Annotated in this window: 19 protein-coding genes and 1 tRNA gene; 9 read left to right on the top strand and 11 right to left on the bottom strand. The window is 60.7% G+C overall.

From position 1 onward, the window contains the following. Window positions 1-386: 386 nt before the first annotated feature. From ABH944_RS40165 to ABH944_RS40155, 3 genes are all read right to left on the bottom strand, one after another. On the bottom strand, window positions 387-755 hold the full coding sequence (locus ABH944_RS40165; RefSeq protein ID WP_062091116.1) for an ElaB/YgaM/YqjD family protein: 369 nt from the start codon (window positions 753-755) through the stop codon (window positions 387-389). A 118-nt stretch (window positions 756-873) separates the two neighbouring features. After that, window positions 874-2172 (bottom strand): lysophospholipid transporter LplT, encoded by a 1299-nt coding sequence (gene lplT, locus ABH944_RS40160; RefSeq protein WP_404613893.1) that lies wholly within the window; start codon window positions 2170-2172, stop codon window positions 874-876. A 237-nt stretch (window positions 2173-2409) separates the two neighbouring features. Next, window positions 2410-3210, bottom strand: coding sequence for an inositol monophosphatase family protein (locus ABH944_RS40155; RefSeq protein WP_062091118.1), 801 nt, complete (start codon window positions 3208-3210; stop codon window positions 2410-2412). Between the two features lie 314 nt (window positions 3211-3524). Between ABH944_RS40155 and ABH944_RS40150 the strand changes: the two genes are divergently transcribed. Continuing rightward, window positions 3525-4340 (top strand): RNA methyltransferase, encoded by an 816-nt coding sequence (locus ABH944_RS40150; RefSeq protein ID WP_404613895.1) that lies wholly within the window; start codon window positions 3525-3527, stop codon window positions 4338-4340. A 270-nt stretch (window positions 4341-4610) separates the two neighbouring features. Beyond that, window positions 4611-5399 (top strand): serine O-acetyltransferase, encoded by a 789-nt coding sequence (gene cysE / locus ABH944_RS40145; protein ID WP_404613897.1) that lies wholly within the window; start codon window positions 4611-4613, stop codon window positions 5397-5399. 71 nt (window positions 5400-5470) lie between these two features. On the opposite strand, the gene ABH944_RS40140 is transcribed toward cysE, so the two are convergent. From ABH944_RS40140 to ABH944_RS40125, 4 genes are all read right to left on the bottom strand, one after another. Beyond that, window positions 5471-6280 (bottom strand): UDP-2,3-diacylglucosamine diphosphatase, encoded by an 810-nt coding sequence (locus tag ABH944_RS40140; protein ID WP_404613898.1) that lies wholly within the window; start codon window positions 6278-6280, stop codon window positions 5471-5473. Beyond that, window positions 6277-6774: a peptidylprolyl isomerase gene (locus ABH944_RS40135; RefSeq protein WP_062091121.1), complete on the bottom strand. Its 498-nt coding sequence runs from the start codon at window positions 6772-6774 to the stop codon at window positions 6277-6279. Before ABH944_RS40135 ends, ABH944_RS40140 begins: the two co-directional genes overlap by 4 nt. Before the next feature lie 76 nt (window positions 6775-6850). Beyond that, window positions 6851-7432, bottom strand: a complete 582-nt coding sequence (locus tag ABH944_RS40130) for a peptidylprolyl isomerase (protein ID WP_404613901.1) — start codon at window positions 7430-7432, stop codon at window positions 6851-6853. Between the two features lie 107 nt (window positions 7433-7539). After that, a complete protein-coding gene (locus tag ABH944_RS40125; RefSeq protein WP_404613903.1) occupies window positions 7540-8379 on the bottom strand; it encodes a tetratricopeptide repeat protein in 840 nt (279 codons plus the stop codon). A gap of 426 nt (window positions 8380-8805) precedes the next feature. Between ABH944_RS40125 and cysS the strand changes: the two genes are divergently transcribed. The 4 genes from cysS (at window position 8806) to tilS (ending at window position 13969) form a co-directional block, all read left to right on the top strand. Next, on the top strand, window positions 8806-10224 hold the full coding sequence (gene cysS / locus ABH944_RS40120; protein WP_404613905.1) for a cysteine--tRNA ligase: 1419 nt from the start codon (window positions 8806-8808) through the stop codon (window positions 10222-10224). 44 nt (window positions 10225-10268) lie between these two features. After that, window positions 10269-11345 (top strand): DNA-3-methyladenine glycosylase family protein, encoded by a 1077-nt coding sequence (locus ABH944_RS40115; RefSeq protein WP_404613985.1) that lies wholly within the window; start codon window positions 10269-10271, stop codon window positions 11343-11345. Window positions 11346-11477: 132 nt separating this feature from the next. After that, complete coding sequence (locus ABH944_RS40110; protein WP_062091125.1) at window positions 11478-12449, top strand: acetyl-CoA carboxylase carboxyltransferase subunit alpha; 972 nt, start codon at window positions 11478-11480, stop codon at window positions 12447-12449. An 83-nt stretch (window positions 12450-12532) separates the two neighbouring features. Then, window positions 12533-13969, top strand: coding sequence for a tRNA lysidine(34) synthetase TilS (tilS, locus tag ABH944_RS40105; RefSeq protein WP_404613908.1), 1437 nt, complete (start codon window positions 12533-12535; stop codon window positions 13967-13969). A 249-nt stretch (window positions 13970-14218) separates the two neighbouring features. On the opposite strand, the gene ABH944_RS40100 is transcribed toward tilS, so the two are convergent. Further along, window positions 14219-14392: a hypothetical protein gene (locus ABH944_RS40100; protein ID WP_404613909.1), complete on the bottom strand. Its 174-nt coding sequence runs from the start codon at window positions 14390-14392 to the stop codon at window positions 14219-14221. 44 nt (window positions 14393-14436) lie between these two features. Here ABH944_RS40100 and ABH944_RS40095 point away from each other — a divergent pair, with 44 nt between their 5' ends. Both ABH944_RS40095 and ABH944_RS40090 read left to right on the top strand, forming a co-directional pair. Beyond that, window positions 14437-15687, top strand: coding sequence for an aspartate kinase (locus ABH944_RS40095; RefSeq protein ID WP_062091127.1), 1251 nt, complete (start codon window positions 14437-14439; stop codon window positions 15685-15687). A 221-nt stretch (window positions 15688-15908) separates the two neighbouring features. Next, window positions 15909-16002 (top strand) — tRNA-Ser (locus tag ABH944_RS40090). Between the two features lie 67 nt (window positions 16003-16069). Here the strand turns inward: ABH944_RS40090 and ABH944_RS40085 are convergent. Then, the gene (locus ABH944_RS40085; RefSeq protein ID WP_404613911.1) at window positions 16070-16879 is read right to left on the bottom strand and encodes a helix-turn-helix domain-containing protein; all 810 of its coding nucleotides are present in this window, start codon (window positions 16877-16879) and stop codon (window positions 16070-16072) included. 143 nt (window positions 16880-17022) lie between these two features. Between ABH944_RS40085 and ABH944_RS40080 the strand changes: the two genes are divergently transcribed. Beyond that, a complete protein-coding gene (locus ABH944_RS40080; protein WP_404613913.1) occupies window positions 17023-17748 on the top strand; it encodes a nuclear transport factor 2 family protein in 726 nt (241 codons plus the stop codon). A 93-nt stretch (window positions 17749-17841) separates the two neighbouring features. Here ABH944_RS40080 and ABH944_RS40075 read toward each other — a convergent pair whose 3' ends face one another. Beyond that, a complete protein-coding gene (locus tag ABH944_RS40075; RefSeq protein WP_404613914.1) occupies window positions 17842-18234 on the bottom strand; it encodes a single-stranded DNA-binding protein in 393 nt (130 codons plus the stop codon). 174 nt (window positions 18235-18408) lie between these two features. Next, window positions 18409-18762, bottom strand: coding sequence for a winged helix-turn-helix domain-containing protein (locus tag ABH944_RS40070; RefSeq protein WP_404613916.1), 354 nt, complete (start codon window positions 18760-18762; stop codon window positions 18409-18411). Between the last annotated feature and the right edge of the window lie 248 nt (window positions 18763-19010).

Genomic DNA, 19010 nt, shown 5'->3' with positions numbered 1-19010 from the left:
TCGACCGTGGACAACTTGCAGCACCCTCAAAGGAGGTAACTGATCCACGGGAAACAGATCCCCAAGGGCTTGACTTTCAATGCCCCATAGAAGTCCTACTGTGCTCATGCAAGGAGCGTACGCTTTGTTGAAGATTCTTCGCCTATGAAACCCGGACGGGTGAAGAAATAAATTTTCTATGAAACATACAAGTTGTTGTTGACAGCTTCGGCACGTTGAAAGCGTTGCAGATGTGTGGGCTCAACGAGCGAAGCCTGACCGGATGGCTAATGCGAGACCGGGCGCAATTGCAGTTGTATGTGCTGACGATAAGAAACGCGTCTCCAAAAGCAAAAACGCCGGCATGCCGGCGTTTTTGCTTTACCTCGAATTGAACGCAAGACCGATCAGGATCGTCCCGCCAGAAACCCGACCAGCAGCGCAAGTCCCGCAACAGCGCCAAGCGTATGCCACGGCTTGTCGTGCACGAATTCATCGGCATAACCGGCGGCATCGTTCAGCCGTCCGGCAATAGCCGAAGACGAACCATCGAACTGGGCACGTGCCGTTTTCAGCTTGGCTTGCAAGTCTTTGCGCAGCTTGTCCACGTCGATGTCTTTCGCATCGCGGATTGAACTGTCGAGGTCGTCGAGCAGGCCGCGCAACTGCACGCTGGCGGTATCGACCGCGTCGCTTGCACCCTGAACCGCGCGATGACCCACCTTGGCCGCGCCATTGATGTTGCTATCCAGTGTGGAACGTGTGAATAGACCCATTTGCAACTCCTTTGACGTTTCGTTCGTTTATTTCAACCCACGCACTCAGCGAAGCGCGCGGCTTCTTGCCGGCCGAGCAAAACGTGCAGCAGATTTCATTCCCGTAGCCTGATTTTCGTCACTCTTGAACCAGCGCGCCCAAATCCACAGTCCGCTCATTGCGTGCATGGCGCCGCATCGCAAGCCACATCATCAGGCAGATAAACACGCCGAACACCACGATAATCCACTCCACCGGCAGGTTGGTCGTCAGCAAGAGCGCGTACGCGCCGAGCATCGACAAAACGGCGAGGTTCTGGTTGAAATTCTGAACCGCGATGGAAGCCCCGGCGGACAGCAGTGTCGCACCACGATGCTGCAGGATGGCGTTCATCGGTACGATGAAAAAACCCGACAGCGCACCCAGCAAAATCATCAGCGGATACGCGCCCAGGATATAAAGCGGTGCAAACAGCGGGCCAATCTGCACGCCGGAACCTGCCGGAAACAGGTCCTTGTTGTAGAACGCCATGCCGACAGCCACCGCACCCGTCACCACACCGATCGGCAGAACCTTGAGCGAACTGCGCAACGGCACCCACGTGGCGGCGGCACTCGCGCCGATTGCAATACCGAGGCCCGTCACGCCCTGCAACACCGCCGCCTTCGACAACGACAAGCCCAGGTTCGCCGCTGCCCATTTGAGCACCAGCAGTTGCAGCGTGACCGCCGCGCCCCACAGCAGGGTCGTCACCCATAACGCGATCTGCGCCAGCTTGTCGCCCCATAACACCTTGAATGCATGGGTGAAATCGCCGATGAGCTTCGACGGTTCCTTCAGCCGGTTCGGGTATCGCGCACCAGTATCGGGAATGCCGATGTTGATCAGCGCCGCCGCGGCATAAACGACCATGACGGCGAACATGGCGGCGTCGGCGGACGAGCGGATCAGCACCAGATGCGCGCCGCTCACAAAGTGCTGAACGTATTGGCTGACCAGCGCACCACCGATCACCGTGCCGAGAATCGTTGATCCGACTGTCGCCGATTCCAGCCATGCATTGGCCGGTATGAGCTTGTCGGGCGGCAGCAGCTCGGTGAGGATGCCGTATTTCGCCGGTGAATAGGCCGCCGCGCCGAGCCCGACCACGCCGTACGCGATCATGGGGTGCACGCCGAGGATCATCAGCGCGCAACCCCCTGCTTTCAGCGCGTTGGAGACGAACATGACATGGCGTTTCTGAATGGAATCAGCGAACGCTCCCACGAACGGAGCGAGCAGCACGTACGAGACCGTGAAGAAAATCTGCAATAACGGCGTGACCCACGACGCGGAATGCATCACCGACAACATCGCTATGGCAGCGATCAGCAGCGCGTTGTCGGCGAGCGACGAAACGAACTGCGCGGCAATGATCGTATAGAAGCCTTTTTTCATTAGACAGGGAGCAACGGCGGCAGAAAGGGTGTGGGATGCCGCGGACGGCGAGCAGGACACTTTAGCGGAGCCGGCGGCGGCGCGCAGAATTGCGCGGGCGAACGTTAGCCTTTCGGACGATTGCAGAGCGTTCCAGGACGCGTCCCGAGGCGGCGCGGAGCCGCCGAAACTGAGCGACAAAGTTCGGCGCGCAGGGCGCTCAATAAAAAAGGCGGCCGCAGCCGCCTTTTCCGAGCGTTATGCGCTTTGGCGCGTAGTGGTGAACGGATCGAGGATTTTGATCATCTGCGCGTAGACCTTCGGGTTGCCCGCGACGATCTCGCTTTTGTGCAGGAAATCCGATTCGCCCGTGTAGTTGCCTACCAGCCCGCCTGCTTCGGTGATCAGCAAACTGCCCGCCGCCACGTCCCAAGCGCTGATACCTTGCTCGAAGAACGCATCGAGCCGGCCTGCGGCCACATTCGCCAGGTCCAGCGCGGCGGCGCCAGGGCGGCGCAAGCCGGCACAGGCTTCGGTCATTTGCGAGAAGAGTTTGCAATACGCTTCAAGGCCCGCACCGTCGCGGAACGGGAAACCCGTGCCGACCAGCGCGTCGTTGAGGCGATCCAGTTTTGCCACGCGAATGCGCCGCTCGTTCAGGTAAGCGCCGCTGCCGCGCGACGCGGTGAACAGGTCGTTGCGGGTGGGGTCGTACACAACCGCTTGCGTGATGATGCCCTTGTGGGCGAGCGCGATGGAGACGCAGTAATACTGGAAGCCGTGGATGAAGTTGGTCGTGCCGTCGAGCGGATCGATGATCCACTGAAACTCCGAATCCTTGTCCTGCACGCCGGATTCCTCGGCGAGGATGGAGTGTTTCGGATAGGCGGTGGTCAGCGTTTCGATAATTGCTGCCTCGGAGGCCTTGTCGACTTCCGTCACGAAGTCGTTATGCTGTTTTTTGCTGACCTGGATACGGTCCAGGTCCAGCGACGCGCGGTTGATGATCTGTCCGGCGCGGCGAGCGGCCTTGACAGCAATATTGAGCATCGGATGCATGAAAATAGTCCTTTGGCCGGCGGCTGCGCTCCACGCACGCGCGTGAAGTCCCAGCCCCGAACGGAAAACGGCCCAAACCAGCAGGCAAAACGACGTGTGTCGACGGCAACGAATTGAAGAAGAGCGGGGCGCGTGCGTTCTTTGAACCTGCAATAACGCCTGATTACAGCGGCTTGCAACAGCGGACACGCGCGAACGGGCTATTTTACCCGAGTCGGCCGCCGGCGCGTCACGCTCGGCGCAGCTTATGTCGCCGGATAGGCCGCGCGGCGATACCATGACATCTCTTTCAACCTTCCGGCAAGCGTTTCCCCTTGGACCTGAACCCCTCATCAAACTCCCCGGATCGCCCGGACGACGCTTTCGCATCGACGCGTTTCGTGCTGGTCGAACCGAGCCACCCCGGCAATGTCGGCGCGGCCGCACGCGCGCTCAAGACAATGGGATTTTCCCGGCTGGTCGTCGTCGCCCCGAAAATTGCGTTTGTGACGCGCGAGCCGGAAGCGATCGCGATGGCTAGCGGCGCCGACGACGTGCTTGCGTCGGCGCAAGTCGTCGAAACGCTGGCGGACGCCCTGAATGGCGTGCATTGGTCGATTGCGCTGACGGCGCGTTCGCGGGAATACGGCCCGCCTCAGATGGCGCCACGGGCCGCGGCGGAAAAGGCCTGCGAGTTCGTGGGGCAGGGGCACGGCGGAAATTCGGGCGCTATTGCGCTGGTGTTCGGCAACGAGCGCGTGGGTTTGTCGAATGCCGACGTCGAGCGCTGTAGCGCGCTTGCCCACATCCCGGCGAATCCGGCCTATAGCTCGCTCAATCTGGCTCAGGCGGTGCAGGTTCTTGCGTACGAACTGCGGCTTGCGCTGCTCGGCCGGACGGCCGCAACGTCAGTCTCTCCCACGACGGCCGGTGCTCCGACGGCTGCTCCCAGCGCGTCCAGCGACGAGATAGAAGGCATGTACACGCATCTGGAACAGGCACTGGTCGCACTCGATTTCCTTGATCCGGCCAATCCGAAGAAACTGATGTCGCGGCTGCGGCGGCTTTTCTCGCGCTCGGGACTGGAGCACGAGGAGGTGAATATCCTGCGTGGTATCGCCAAGCATATTCTTCTGAAAATTAAGCGATAGGGCGACCGCGAGCGCCTCAAAAGCACGGGGAAGTAGTGGGTTTATCCCCGCGGCAACAAAGAAGATAAACCGCGCGCTGCCTTCGGGCGCCGCTCGCGTATTGCGGAGCCCCTATCAGTGCCCAACCCTGACCGCTTTGCCAGCGGGGGCATCGCAGCGAATTCCCACGGCTCGCCCTACAATCTGCGGAAATCGAACTATCGATTCCCGAATCCGTGCTGAGCCCCGCGTTCGAGAGTCGGCACCCCGGTCACCCACAGAGCCACCGCCATGTTTAATCGATTCCGCGAAGACATCGCCGCCATCCGCGAGCGCGATCCCGCCGCCCGAAATGCCTGGGAAGTCGTGACGTGTTATCCGGGCTTTCACGCCGTCGTGCTGCACCGGATCGCGCACGCTTGCTGGGGATCCGGCTGGCGGTGGCTCGCGCGCTTTGTCTCGCAGTTTGCGCGTTTCATGACGGGCATCGAGATCCATCCGGGTGCGACGCTTGGGCGCCGGGTGTTCATCGATCACGGTATGGGCGTGGTCGTGGGCGAAACGGCGGAAATTGGCGATGACTGCACGATCTACCAGGGCGTGACGCTTGGCGGAACATCGCTTGCGCGTGGCGCGAAGCGGCATCCGACCCTTGAACGCGGCGTGATCGTCGGGGCGGGTGCGAAAGTGCTCGGCGGGTTCACGGTCGGTGCGGAAGCGAAGATCGGGTCGAACGCGGTCGTGGTCAAGCCGGTTCCGGCGGGCGGGACGGCCGTGGGCAATCCGGCGCGTGTGGTCATGCCGGCAACGGTCAAACCCGTGCAAAAGGACTCGGGCCTGCCCGAGCGTGCAGCGTTCTGCGCATACGGCATCACGCCGAACGCCGACGATCCCGTGTCGCTTGCCATCCACGGTCTGATCGATCACGCGTCCACGCAAGCGCATCGTGTGGATGAGATTGTCGCGGCGCTCGAGAAACTGGGCACACGCATAGATGCAATCAGCGGCGTCGAGAATGCCGCGTTCATCGATCTGAAGCGTCTCTCCGATGCAATGAAAGGCGAAGCGGCGCGGCGCTGAAACGGCGGTGCGCTTCTATCGTTTTCATCGGGCACCGGCACGCAAGCACGAAGGAAAGCTCACGCCTGAATTCAAGCCAGCGGCAACGCCCGGATGCCTTCGGCGTCCACGCGCAAATACCCGCCACGTGGCTCGCCGTGATCCAGTTCCCAATCCGGCATGACCCAGCGCACGCCATCCGTTTCCCGATGACGCGCGGGCAAGTGCGTGTGGCCGTGGATCATCGTATGAGTGCCGGTGCTGGCGAACAGCTTCGCCACGGCTTCGCGCGTCACGTCGTATTTCGCCAGCGCCGGACGCATCCTGCCGTCTTCGCTGGTCGATCGCATGCGTTCCGCAATCGATAAACGCAGCTTCAGCGGCAGGCTCAGGAATAGTTGTTGCGCAATCGGGTTGCGCGCAAACCGGCGAAAGCGCTGGTATGCGGGGTCGGCAGTGCAGAGCGCATCGCCATGCGCCACCACGATGCGCGTGCCGAATGCCGTGATAACAAACGGATCGGGTAGCGGCAGCGCTCCCGAGGCACGCATGAACTGCTTGCCGAGCAGGAAATCGCGGTTGCCGTGCATCACGTACAGCGCAATACCGCGTTCGGACAGCGTATGCATCAACGCTGCCATGCGTCTCGCGAACGCGGCGCGCGGGCCGGGCACCGCTCGATCGAGCACATCGTCGCCGATCCAGAATTCGAACAGGTCGCCGAGGATGAACACCGAGTCGGCATCGTTCGCCGTCACCTCGATGAAATGCTCGAACGCCGCCACCGTGTGCGGAATGGCGTCGCTCAAATGGAGATCGGAAATGAAAAACAGCGGGCGCGCTGTATCTTGCGCGCCCGCTGTCTCGGCTGTTTCGATCACGCTGTGCGTCGAGTCGATCATTCCCCGACGACGACAGCCTTTTCGATCACGACGTCATCCACCGGCACGTCCTGATGAAAGCCCTTCGAACCTGTCTTGACCTTGCGGATCTTGTCGACAATGTCGAGGCCGTCGACGACCTTGCCGAATACCGCGTAACCCCAGCCTTGCGGCGACGGCGACGAGTGGTTCAGGAACTCGTTGTCACCGACGTTGATGAAGAACTGGGCGGTGGCCGAATGCGGGTCGTTGGTACGCGCCATGGCGACTGAACCGTGCTCGTTCTTCAAGCCGTTGTTCGCTTCGTTGTCGATAGGCGCGTCCGTCGGCTTTTGCTTCATGCCCGGTTCGAAGCCACCGCCCTGGATCATGAAACCGTCGATCACACGATGGAATACCGTGTTGTCGTAGTGACCTTTCTTTACGTAGTTCAGAAAGTTTTCGACCGACTTGGGCGCTTTCTCTGCGTTCAGCTCGATCTTGATGATGCCGTGATTCGTATGCAGTTCGACCATGATGAGTGCCTTTCCTTTTCAAGAGTAGATGGGGCCATACGCGATGCGCACGGCGTATGCCTGCTTCATGTGCCGCTTACTTGCCGACCACGGTGGCCGATTCGATCACCACGTTCGTTTGCGGCACATCGGCCATCGGGCCGCGCGTGGTGGTAGGCGTGCCTTCGATCTTCTTCACAACGTCCATGCCCGAGATCACCTTGCCGAACACGGCATAACCGTTGCCGTCGCCGTTGGGGTAATCAAGGCCGGTGTTATCGACCGTGTTGATGAAGAACTGCGATGTTGCCGAGTCCGGATCGCTCGTGCGCGCCATGGCGAGCGTGCCGGTTGTGTTCTTCAGCCCGTTCTTGCTTTCAAGCGGAATGGGCGCGCGCGTGGGCTTTTCCACGAAGCTGGTTGTGTACCCGCCGCCCTGAATCATGAAGCCTGGAATCACGCGATGAAAAATCGTGCCGTTGTACTGGCCGGACTTCACATAGTCAAGAAAATTGGCGACGCTTTTCGGTGCCTTCTCAGGATACAGCTCGACCTTGATGTCGCCTTGTGAAGTCTTGAGCAGCACCGTGGGGTGAGCAGCAGTCTGCGACGACTGGGCGAAGGCGGGCGCCTGGGCGATGAGTGCAGCGCTGCCGAGCGCCAACAACAAACTTTTCATGAGCAATCGATCCTCTGGTTGGAGCAGCTACGGGTGAAGACTTGCCGAACGTTCAAACCATTCCGGTGCATGGACGTCTGAACGTTCGATCCTGCCGGATTATCGGGTTATGGATTCGTGGGCGCGAAGTAAGGGGTGGTCGAAAGCGGCACGCTGGGCCCGGAGAACGGCGAGTAAAGCGGCGATGACATGTCGTCGGTGGACGTGGTGCCCGTCCAGTCATTAGACGTTGCACTCGACGAAGACGCGGCCGTCGCCGCCGAAGCGGCCGAAGCGGCCGACACATGCGACGCGCCTGATGCGGCGGCCGCAGCGGCTGCAGCTTCTGGGTGAGCTCGCGGCGGCGGCGATACGATCTTCTGAATGTCGGCCACGCGTTGTGCTGTCAACGGACTCTTCGACCCGAGCGCCTGGGCCCGCTTGTACGATTCGCTGGCGAGACGCAGATATAGATCGCCCAGGTTTTCGTAGGCCAGCGCGTAGCTCGGATTCGCTTTTGTCGCCGTTTCGAGGGCTACGCGTGCTTCGTCATAGCGGCCCTTCTTGGCATAGAGCGCTGCGAGATTGTTATACGGCTCGGGCAGTTCGGGGTAGGCCTGGGTGAGCTCGGTAAACGCCGCAATGGCCTCGTCGTCCCGGTTCAAACGCGCGAGCACCGTGGCACGCTTGAACTTGGCCTGCACGTCGCGCGGGTTGGTCTTCAGGCGCGCGTTCAGTTGAGCCAGCGCACTCGGCCATTGCTTCTGCGAGATTGCCAGGTCGATGGCAGGCGTGTCGTCCGCGGTGGCGGTGGAGACTTGTGCAAGCGCAGGCGTAGCCGCCAAAAACGTTGCGCCAAGTCCGAATGTGACGGTTGCAAGGGCGGTCGCCGCGAGCTTGGCAACGCTTGATGCGCGGCCGCTGGAAGGTTTCATAGGCTCTAGTCTGGATGTTATACTCCGACCCATTCTAACAAAACGTCTGCAACGTTCCGCTGAACGTCCAGACAGTCTTTACGCCACTCGCGGCCGCCTCCGTTTTGATTGCGACGTGACCGTCATGTTTCTTGCGACGGCGCGCACGGTTCCCAGCGCTTCAAGTTCGAAGCCGGGCCGGGTCAAACATGTTGAACGTGCTGGAACGTGCGGGATCGTGCCACTCGCTGATGTTCGCGTCGACGTCGTTCTCGTCGCTGGTTTCATCGCCGTTCTTGATGTTGCTCTCGCTCCACGGCTACCTGTAGCATGGACCGCAGCAGCGCACAGTGTACCGTTGTCATCGGCAGCCGGAAACGAATGCGAACGAACGCGGACATGCAGCACGCCGTCACAACCGTCGTCACAACATTGGCCAGCAGTCGAAACACGGATGTCCCGGCCCACGCACCATCGCTTATGAACTCATTGCGCATCTACAACACGCTCGCGCGTGACAAGCAACTTTTCGTGCCCCTCCGTGCCGGAGAAGTGCGCATGTATGTCTGCGGAATCACGGTGTACGACTATTGTCATGTCGGGCACGCACGCATGATGATCGTGTTCGACATTGTCCAGCGCTGGCTTCGCACGCTCGGTTACAACGTGACTTATGTGCGCAACATCACAGACATCGACGACAAGATCATTCGTCGCGCCGTGGAAAACGGTGAGTCGATCAAGGCGCTGACCGGCCGGTTCATCCAGGCCATGTATGACGATCTCGATGCGCTTGGCGTTGCTCGTCCCGATCTCGAGCCGCGTGCGACCGACTTCGTTCCGCAGATGCTCGGCATGATCCAGACGCTCGTGCAGAACGGTTACGCCTATCAGGGCAAAGACGGCGACGTGAACTATGCGGTGCGCAAATTCGAGGGCTACGGCAAGCTGTCGGGCAAGTCGATCGAAGACTTGCGTGCGGGCGAGCGTGTGGCCGCCAATGACGCCAAGCAAGATCCGCTCGACTTCGTATTGTGGAAACGCGCGAAGGAAGGGGAGCCGCCGGACACGGGCTGGGACTCGGCCTGGGGACGCGGCCGTCCGGGCTGGCATATCGAATGCTCGGCCATGGGCTGCACCTTGCTGGGCGATCGTTTCGACATTCATGGCGGCGGTCAGGACCTGCAGTTTCCGCACCACGAGAATGAAATTGCGCAGAGTGAGGCGGCAACGGGCGTTCAGTTCGTGAACTACTGGATGCACAACGGCTTCGTGCAGATCGACAGTGAAAAGATGTCGAAGTCGCTCGGCAACTTCTTTACTATCCGCGAAGTCCTCGAAAAATTCGATGCGGAAGTCGTGCGTTTTTTTATTGCAAGGGCACACTATCGTTCGCCGCTCAATTACAGCGACGTTCATATAGACGATGCGCGTGGGGCGCTCACGCGTTTGTATACAGCATTGAAAGACGTGACGCCGGATGCCGCTCCGCTCGACTGGAACGAAGCGCATGCGCAACGCTTTCGCGCGGCTATGAACGACGACTTCAACACACCGGTCGCGGTCGCCGTGCTGTTCGAATTGGCGAGCGAAGTGAATCGCTCGCAGGACACCGTGCTCGCACGTCAATTGAAGGGACTGGCCGCTTTGCTCGGATTGTTGGAGCGAGAGCCGCGAGCGTTCCTTCAGGACACGCCGCGCAGCAGTCGAGATAGTGGCGGCAAAGAAGGTGCAGAAAACCTCACGCCTGCCGATATAGACATGAAGATCGCCGCTCGCGTTGCTGCGAAGCAGGCAAAGAACTATGCCGAAGCAGACCGGATTCGCGCGGAATTGCTCGAAGCCGGGATTGCACTTGAAGACAAACCGGGTGGGTTGACCGAATGGCGTCGCAGTTAAACGCCTCTCGTTCCCTTTGATCGACTCGCCAGGTAGGAGGCATGATGGCAACGGCCAGGAAGGCGCCGGCTAAACGAGCCGCGTCCGGAAGTATCGCAGTGCCCGCGAGCAAGGTCGCGCGGCGTGCGCAGATGAAAACGTCGAAGGTATCGACGTCCGGGGCGAAGCTCGCCAACGGCGCTGGTCACGACGCAGAACGCAAGACTGCATCGAAGAAACGCGTGGTCAATGGCGTGGCGCATGACGGCGCCGCTAAACCGAACGGTCTCGTTCGCGCACGCAAGACGGTGCGCGGAGCGGCGCCGAAAGTGTCGCCGAAGAAGACGGGCGGCAATGCAAATGGCGCGCTCGACGTGAAAGCCGTCGAGACCGGCGTCGGCGTTGACGAAGCCCAGGCACTCGTGCGCGCTCCGCAGAACGACGGCGAGATTGTCCGCAAGTCGCGTGCGATAACCGCCGAGAAATCCGTGCCGGTGCAGACGCCCGGCTTGTCGGCGGAAGCCGCGCGTCCCGAGTATTGGGACAAGGCGTGCGCCGATCTCGTCAAGCGTGACCGTATCCTCAAGAAACTGATTCCGAAGTTTGGCCCGGTGCATCTGATCAATCGAGACGATCCATTCACCACGCTCGCGCGTTCGGTTGTCGGCCAGCAAATTTCCGTGACAGCCGCGCAGGCTATCTGGAAACGCGTGGAGGGCACGTGCCCGACGCTCGCGCCGCAGCAGTTCATCAAGGTGGGACCGGCGAAACTGCAGTCGTGCGGGTTATCGAAGCGGAAGTCCGAATATATCCTCGATGTCGCCCAGCATTTCGTTTCCGGCGCGCTGCACGTGGATAGCTGGACATCAATGGAAGATGAGGCCGTGATCGCGGAGTTGACGCAGATTCGCGGCATCGGCCGGTGGACAGCGGAAATGTTCCTGATCTTCAACCTGTCGCGCCCCGATGTCCTGCCGCTCGACGACCTCGGCCTGATCCAGGCCATCAGCGTCAACTATTTCAGCGGCGAACCCGTGACCCGTAGCGAAGCGCGCGAAGTCGCGGCCAACTGGGAACCGTGGCGCACCGTCGCGACCTGGTACATGTGGCGCAGCCTTTACCCCGTTCCCGCCGATCACTAAAATCCTCCGGTCGCATTGTCCGGTCGCAGTCGGCGGACTATTGATATCTTATAATCGATAGTTGCGACCCGAAATGAAGTGAGGCCGGCGCGGTTAGAATACGCGCTGCCCGATGCTCTAGGATTCGAACATATGAAGACCACGTTTCTGGATTTCGAACAGCCGATCGCTGAACTCGAAGCGAAGATCGAAGAATTGCGCTTCGTTCAGGACGATTCCGCTGTCGATATTTCGGAAGAAATCGAGCGGCTGTCGAAGAAGAGCCAGCAACTCACCAAAGATCTTTATGCAAACCTGACTCCATGGCAGGTTTCGCAGATCGCGCGCCATCCGCAGCGCCCCTATACGCTCGACTACGTGAACGAGCTTTTCACCGACTTCCACGAACTCCACGGCGACCGCTCCTATGCGGACGACCTGGCTATTGTCGGCGGTCTGGCGCGCTTCAACGGCCAGCCCTGCATGGTGATCGGCCAGCAGAAGGGCCGCGACACGAAAGAGCGTGCGGCGCGCAATTTCGGCATGCCGCGCCCGGAGGGTTATCGGAAGGCTGAGCGGCTCATGCGTCTGGCGGAAAAATTCGGCTTGCCGATCTTTACGTTCATCGATACCCCGGGCGCGTACCCAGGCATTGGGGCAGAGGAGCGTGGGCAATCGGAAGCAATCGGCCGTAACCTGTATGTGATGGCCGAACTGAAGACGCCGATTATCGCAACCATTATTGGCGAGGGCGGTTCAGGCGGTGCATTGGCTATTGCCGTTGCCGACAGCGTGCTGATGCTGCAATTCGCCACTTATTCAGTGATTTCGCCCGAGGGCTGTGCGTCCATTTTGTGGAAGAGCGCGGCGAAGGCGCCGGAAGCGGCCGAAGCGCTGGGTTTGACGGCGCACCGGCTGAAGGCGTTGGGTCTGATCGACAAGATCGTCAACGAACCGCTGGGCGGTGCGCATCGTGATCCGAAAGGCATGGCCGCGTTGCTGCGCCGTGCATTGGCCGATACGCTGCGCCAGTTCCATGGCATGAACGCGCTCGACGTTCGCGCGCGCCGCTTCGACAAGCTGATGGCGTACGGCAAGTTCAAGGAAAACCTGCCGGGTGCTTGAAGCTTGAGCGCGGCGCTCACGGTTCCCTCCCCGCAGCTTGCTCCGACAGGCTGCCTTGAAGGCAACTTAACAAGCCGACTTCCGTGACATCCGACACCGACACTCCCGCCAGCCGCCTCGTGATCGATGCGGTGCGCGCGGCGTTTGCCGATGTGGCGGCCTCTCCTCATACCCTCATCGCCGTTGCGCTCAGCGGTGGTCTCGACTCGACCGCACTGCTCGACGCCGCTGTTCGATGCGCGGGCCAAACGCGTGTTATCGCGTTGCATATTCATCATGGCTTGAGTCCAAACGCCGATGCGTGGGCCGCGCGTTGTCACGCGTTCGCGCAAGCGCTGGGTGTCCGGTTCGCGTCTCGTCAGGTCGATGTGGTGCGCGAAGGTGGTGAGAGCCTGGAGGCAGCGGCACGGGATGCGCGGTATCGCGCGCTCGACGCGCTGTGCGACGAGCACGGTGCAAGCGCGCTTTGGCTCGCCCATCACGCCGACGATCAGGCGGAAACCGTGTTGCTGCAATTGCTGCGCGGCGCGGGTGTGGCAGGACTTGCCGCGATGGCGCCGCAACGTGCCGATGGTGCATCCACGCCGCGCGTGCGGCCGTTATTGCATCTGTTGCGCGCACAACTCGAGCATTACGCGCATGAGCGCGATCTGCGCTGGATCGACGACGAATCCAACGCCGATACCCGCTATGCCCGCAACGCGCTGCGCCATGACGTGCTGCCGGCGCTCGCCGTGCATTTCCCCGGTTTCCGGGATGCGCTTGCCCGGACCGCGTCGCATGCGGCATCGGCGCAAAGGCTGCTCGATGAACTCGCGCGCATTGATATGGCATCGGCGCAAGGTGACGATGAGGGCGCGTTGAGTTTATCGGCTGTACTCGCTTTCGACGATGAACGCGCGATCAACCTGCTGCGTTACTGGATGCGCTCGCTCGGGCTGCAGGCGGCATCGGCGGCGCGGATTGGCGAGGTGCTGCGGCAGTTGCGCGATGCCGCCGTTTCTCGCGACGGCCACGCGTTGCGTATCGATCATGCGGGGTTTTGCCTGCGGGCGTATCGCGATGCGATCTTCTGGGAAAAGGGCGATAGTGCGGACCCCGTCGATCTCGACGATGGGGCAAATCCCGCGCGCATGGCGAGCGTGCTGAACTGGGATGGCGAAAGTATCTGGCGCCTGCCGCATTGGCGGGGGACGTTTGTGTTCAAACCGGCGGCACCGGGCGATGAGGACGGGATTTCCGAAGCCACGCTGCGCGCCGCGCCGCTTTGCGCGCGTTCTCGCGCGGGCGGCGAGCGTTTGCGTCTGAGCGCGGACGGACCGGGCCGGACCCTGAAAAACCTGTTCCAGGAGCGCGGGGTGCCGGGCTGGAAACGTGACGTTCCGCTGGTGTTTCTAGGCGAGACCTTGCTGTTCGTGCCGTTGATCGGCGTCAATCGCGCGTGCGCGAAAGTGAGCGGCGAGGGCGGCGAGCTCAGCTATAGGCGGATCGAGTGGCAGCCGGATCTGGTCATTGCCTGAATGACTAGCCGGGGCGCGCGGGCTTTGCATCTGCGCTCGCTCTGCTGCGCGAAACGCAATCTGCCCCGATTTTTCATCGTTTCGTGCGCGGGAGCAAATCCCGGTCAATTTTTCTTGCGGAACGCCTGCGAGCGGCCTGCGAACACGTCGAATCGCCCGTTCCGGCTTGTGTTTTGGGCCTCGATCAGGTACGTTTACCGGTTTCCCGCAACGCTTTTCAAGCAGCTTTTCCGTCCAGAAGACGCGTTTTTAGCCGCCAGAATTGCATTTTGCGCGCGAGCCAACCTTGCGCGTGCGGCCACCGCGCTTCGTCGTCACGCTTAAGTCGTCGATCGCACTGATCCAGGGTTCGCTTGTGTTTTCGTCGAGCGGCTTCTGATGCAATACGTGAAACACGTGCAGCACGTGCAGTACGCGGCGCATCAAACGGCGCGCCAGCGCGGCTTTTCCTCCTGTTCAAAACGACAATGGCACTCATCGTACATAAATACGGCGGCACTTCGATGGGCTCGGTCGAGCGCATCAAGAACGTCGCCAAGCGCGTCGCGAAATGGCACAAGGCCGGCCACAAGATGGTCGTCGTCCCGTCGGCCATGTCCGGCGAAACGAATCGGCTGCTCGGCCTCGCGCGCGAAATCACCGCACACCCCGACCCGCGCGAACTCGACATGATCGCCTCCACCGGCGAACAAGTCAGCGTCGGCCTGCTCGCGATTGCGTTGCAAGCCGAAGGTCTGGAAGCGGTCAGCTATGCCGGCTGGCAAGTGCCGATCAAGACCGACAGCGCGTTCACGAAAGCACGCATCAACGACATCGACGGCACACGCGTGCTGGCCGATCTCGACGCAGGCAAGGTCGTGGTGGTCACGGGCTTCCAGGGCGTCGATCCGGACGGGCATATTGCCACGCTGGGACGCGGCGGTTCGGACACGTCGGCGGTGGCGATTGCGGCGGCGTTGAAGGCAGACGAATGCCTGATCTACACCGATGTCGACGGTGTCTACACCACCGACCCGCGTGTGGTCGAAGAAGCGCGCCGGCTCGACCGCGTGACGTTCGAAGAGATGTTGGAAATGGCGAGCCTCGGGTCGAAGGTGCTGCAGATCCGCTCGGTGGAGTTCGCCGGCAAATATCAGGTCAAGACGCGCGTGTTGTCGAGTCTGACGGACCCGTTGATTCCGCTCGAAACCGAAATGCGCTCGGGCACCCTGATTACTTTTGAAGAAGACGAGACCATGGAAAAAGCTGTTATCTCGGGCATCGCATTTCAGCGCGACGAAGCGCGCATTGCCGTGATGGGCGTGCCCGACAAGCCGGGCATTGCGTACCAGATCCTCGGGCCGGTGGCCGATGCGAATATCGACATCGACATGATCATCCAGAACACGAGCGTGGACGGCAAGACCGACTTCACGTTCACGGTTGGCCGCGGCGATTACGCGCACGCCATGGAGATCCTGACGAGCAAGGTTCAGGCGCATGTGAAGGCCGAACAGGTGCGGGGCGATCCGAAGGTGTCGAAGGTGTCGGTGGTCGGCGTGGGCATGCGCTCGCATGTGGGTATTGCAAGCACGATGTTCCGTACACTGGCGGAAGAGGGCATCAATATCCAGATGATCTCGACATCGGAGATCAAGATCTCGGTGCTTATCGACGAAAAATATACCGAGCTCGCCGTGCGCGCGCTGCATAAGGTGTTCGAACTCGATCGCGGCTGAAGACTACGCGTGACACCGGGGTGATAGAGAAAGCCGCGCAAATCCGTGGCTTTCCGCGTGGTTTTTTTGCGGTAGTCGCAACAAGCGGCGAAACTTGCCGCGAAACGCTGTTCGGCGCAATTCACGAGATGAAAAATTTTGTCTCACGAAATTGACCCGCGGCGGCTAACCCGCTATCATCTTGGCTTCGTCGCGCTGACTCCCGCGTGACAAAAAGTGCAGGAGACGTGGCCGAGAGGTTGAAGGTACTCCCCTGCTAAGGGAGCATCTGGGCTAAAACCTGGATCGAGGGTTCGAATCCCTCCGTCTCCGCCAGAAGAATGCAAAGCCCCGTAGGTCTAACGACTTACGGGGTTTTTGTTTTTTGGAGCGCAGTCACATCTCAACGCCCGAACGCCATTGCCGTGGCTTCATCTGCCGGGAAAAACAGCTCGATTGCCAGCTCTGACAACGTGATATCGATCGGTGTGCCGAATATCATCGTTGTACTGATGAATGATAATTGTCCCGCAGCGGTGTTCAACACAAACGGAATCACGATAGAAGATTCCCGCGCGTCATCGCGATCGAATTCCCCCGGATAACGCTGCAACTCGTCACGCAATGCGCCCAACTGCGGATCGGCCGTGAGCGCGATCTGACGCTCCAGCCGTTCAAGCAAATGCGCGCGCCATTGCCCGAGATTCACGATCTTCGACGCCAACCCCTGCGGATGCAGACTCAACCGCAACACATTCACTGGCGCTTCCAGCAGCGACGGATCGGCATCGGCAATAAGCGCAGCCACCGCACCATTTGCCGACACCAGGTTCCAATGCCGGTCTATAGCCAGTGCCGGATACGGCTCGTGCCCCTTCAGGATCTGCTCGACTGCGGTTCGCGCGGGCTGCATCGATTGGTGGTCGAGTGAACGTTCCTGGAACACTGGTGCGAACCCTGCCGCGGTTAGCAACTCGTTACGTTCGCGCAGCGGCACCTCGAGATACTCCGCGAGCCGCAGCACCATCGCGCGGCTCGGCGCAGCGCGCCCCGTTTCGATAAAACTCAGGTGCCGGCTCGATATCTCAGCTTCGCTGGCCAGATAAAGCTGGCTCATGCGGCGTCGTTCGCGCCAGTGCCTGATCATTGGGCCGATACCCATGGTATCCATAGCACCCACAGCCCCTACAGCCGTCGCAGTCAGTGTGTTCATGGTTCTACCTTATCAAACCGGCGCACGCTGCTCCATTACCTGCCAGGTAATCGACGCACGACATGCTTGTCCCGATTATTGCTCCCAGGCCGCGCTAATCCAGTCCGGCCATATAGCCACGAAGATTATCGAAGGAGGGAATCATGACTGAGCATGACGTTCTGGTGGGCCGTTATATCGATACATGGAACGAGACGGATTCTTCGCGCCGCAGCGCGCTCGCAGAGCTGGTTTTGACCGACGGTGCCCGTTACACCGATCCGATGATGAGCGGCACGGGCCCGAAAGGTTTCGCCGAGATGATCGGTGCATTCCAGGCGCAGATGCCGGGGTTGAAGTTCGAGCATGTTGGCGCGATCGATGCGACGGGGGCAATGGTCCGCTTCAGTTGGCGTCTGGTCGATGCCGGCGGCCGGCAACTGGCGAGCGGGACGGATATCGGCGAATTCTCCATCGATGGACGGTTTGCCGGCATTACCGGTTTTCTCGACAGCACGCTGATGGGCCCGGCATGGTGCGTGGAGAAATATGCCGCGTTCTGGGCCGCGCCGGACTTCAGCCGGTCGACCGATGAACTGGCGTCGGGTATTGAAGGATATTGGCCGGGTTTGCGGGGGGCGTTGAAGGGCGTGGAGGCCTATGTGCGGCCGCTGCATGAATTGTTGCGTCGCGTTCCGGATTTCAGGCTGGAAGTTGCTGACCACGCGAGCCGTGGCGATACGGTTTTCATCCGCTGGATTGCCACTGGCACGCACGGCGATGTGCCGTTGCGCTTCGAAGGCGTGGATTGCGTCCGTCACAGCAATGGCCAGGTCTATGAGAACCGGATCTACTGCGATCATCCGTTGATTCAGGCGTTGAATGGCTGACGGATGCGGCAGCCCGATGGGCTGCCGGTTTTTCTTCGATCACGCAGCGGCGCTTCGCCCGGCCGGCAAGCCGCCGCGAGCGCCAAAGCGAACTCAGACTTCGTCGTCGTCCAGATCGTCGGAGCCGTGCAGGTCCGTTTGTCCCGCTTCACCGCGTATAACGCGACGTTTGCGTTGCACATGGTATGCAGTCAGCACCGCATGCACGACCATGTCCAGCGCCGGTTTTGCGTTACCTTGCTTGTCGGTCCAGGTCTTTGGCGTGAGGGCGCCGGCAAGCGATACGCTGTCGCCGTCATCCAGCGCCTGAAGCGCGTCCTTGACGGTATCGTCGAAGGCGATCACGTTCACGATCACGTTCACGAACAGGCTCTCGCCGTCGCCGGCCGAGGCGCGAACCCGGCATGTCACGAAGTGCGTGCCGTGCTGACCCGTACGGACTTGCGCCGTGCCGTAGAGACGTCCGGAAACCAGGCCATCAATCATGGTGTGCCTCTCCAAAATTCAGCCATTGTCTCATCGCAGGCAGAGCGCTCGCTGTTGCACAGATCAAGCGGGATAGGGATCTCGCTTGAGGGCGGGTCTTGGCCGTGTCACGCGTTGAAGTGGTTCGGAATTCAAGGTGGCTTTGTGATGCGCGTTGCGCGCTCGCCGGCCTGTCTACTTCCGCTTGGCTTCCTCAAGACACGCCGCCAGCTTTTCGAAATAGTCGAGTGCCTTGCGCGTGGGTACGACGGTCTTCGCGCGGAGATCCGTACTCGATTCGTCGACCGAGACCAGTCCTTCCCGCCTTAACCGCGCCAGTTTCCGATGCACTGTCGCCGGCGCGCCCGCGATCGATAGCGCCATTGTCTCCGTCACGCTCAGCGTACGCCCCGCGTGCCAGGCTGCCGTCAGTGCCTCGAGCAGCCGTTCTTCAGCGGCATCGAGTTTCGGAAAGGACGGCAATGCCTGTACCGCCTGAGCGAGGTTCAGGAAGCGGAAATAGGTATCGACAAGGTGTTTTTTTGCCACGGCGGCGGACCCGAAATGCACCCGTGAATCATAGCATTGGCGAGTAAACGGCCTCCCAAACCCTTATCAGTTTGATAATTAAATGTTACAATTCGCAAAACAGGGTGCGTATTGGCGGAAGAAAGTGATGCGCAACTAGACCTGAGAGAGACTAAAAAAAGAGCGCGTTGCCCTGCGGCAGGAAGCGGGGCAACGTAGCCGATTGAACACGTTTGGCGGCTTGATAACGCAGGTATCGCTGCGCGATA

The organism is Caballeronia udeis, assembly GCF_044909315.1.
Classification (GTDB): domain Bacteria; phylum Pseudomonadota; class Gammaproteobacteria; order Burkholderiales; family Burkholderiaceae; genus Caballeronia; species Caballeronia udeis_A.
This window is presented reverse-complemented; position numbering and strand designations above follow the sequence as displayed.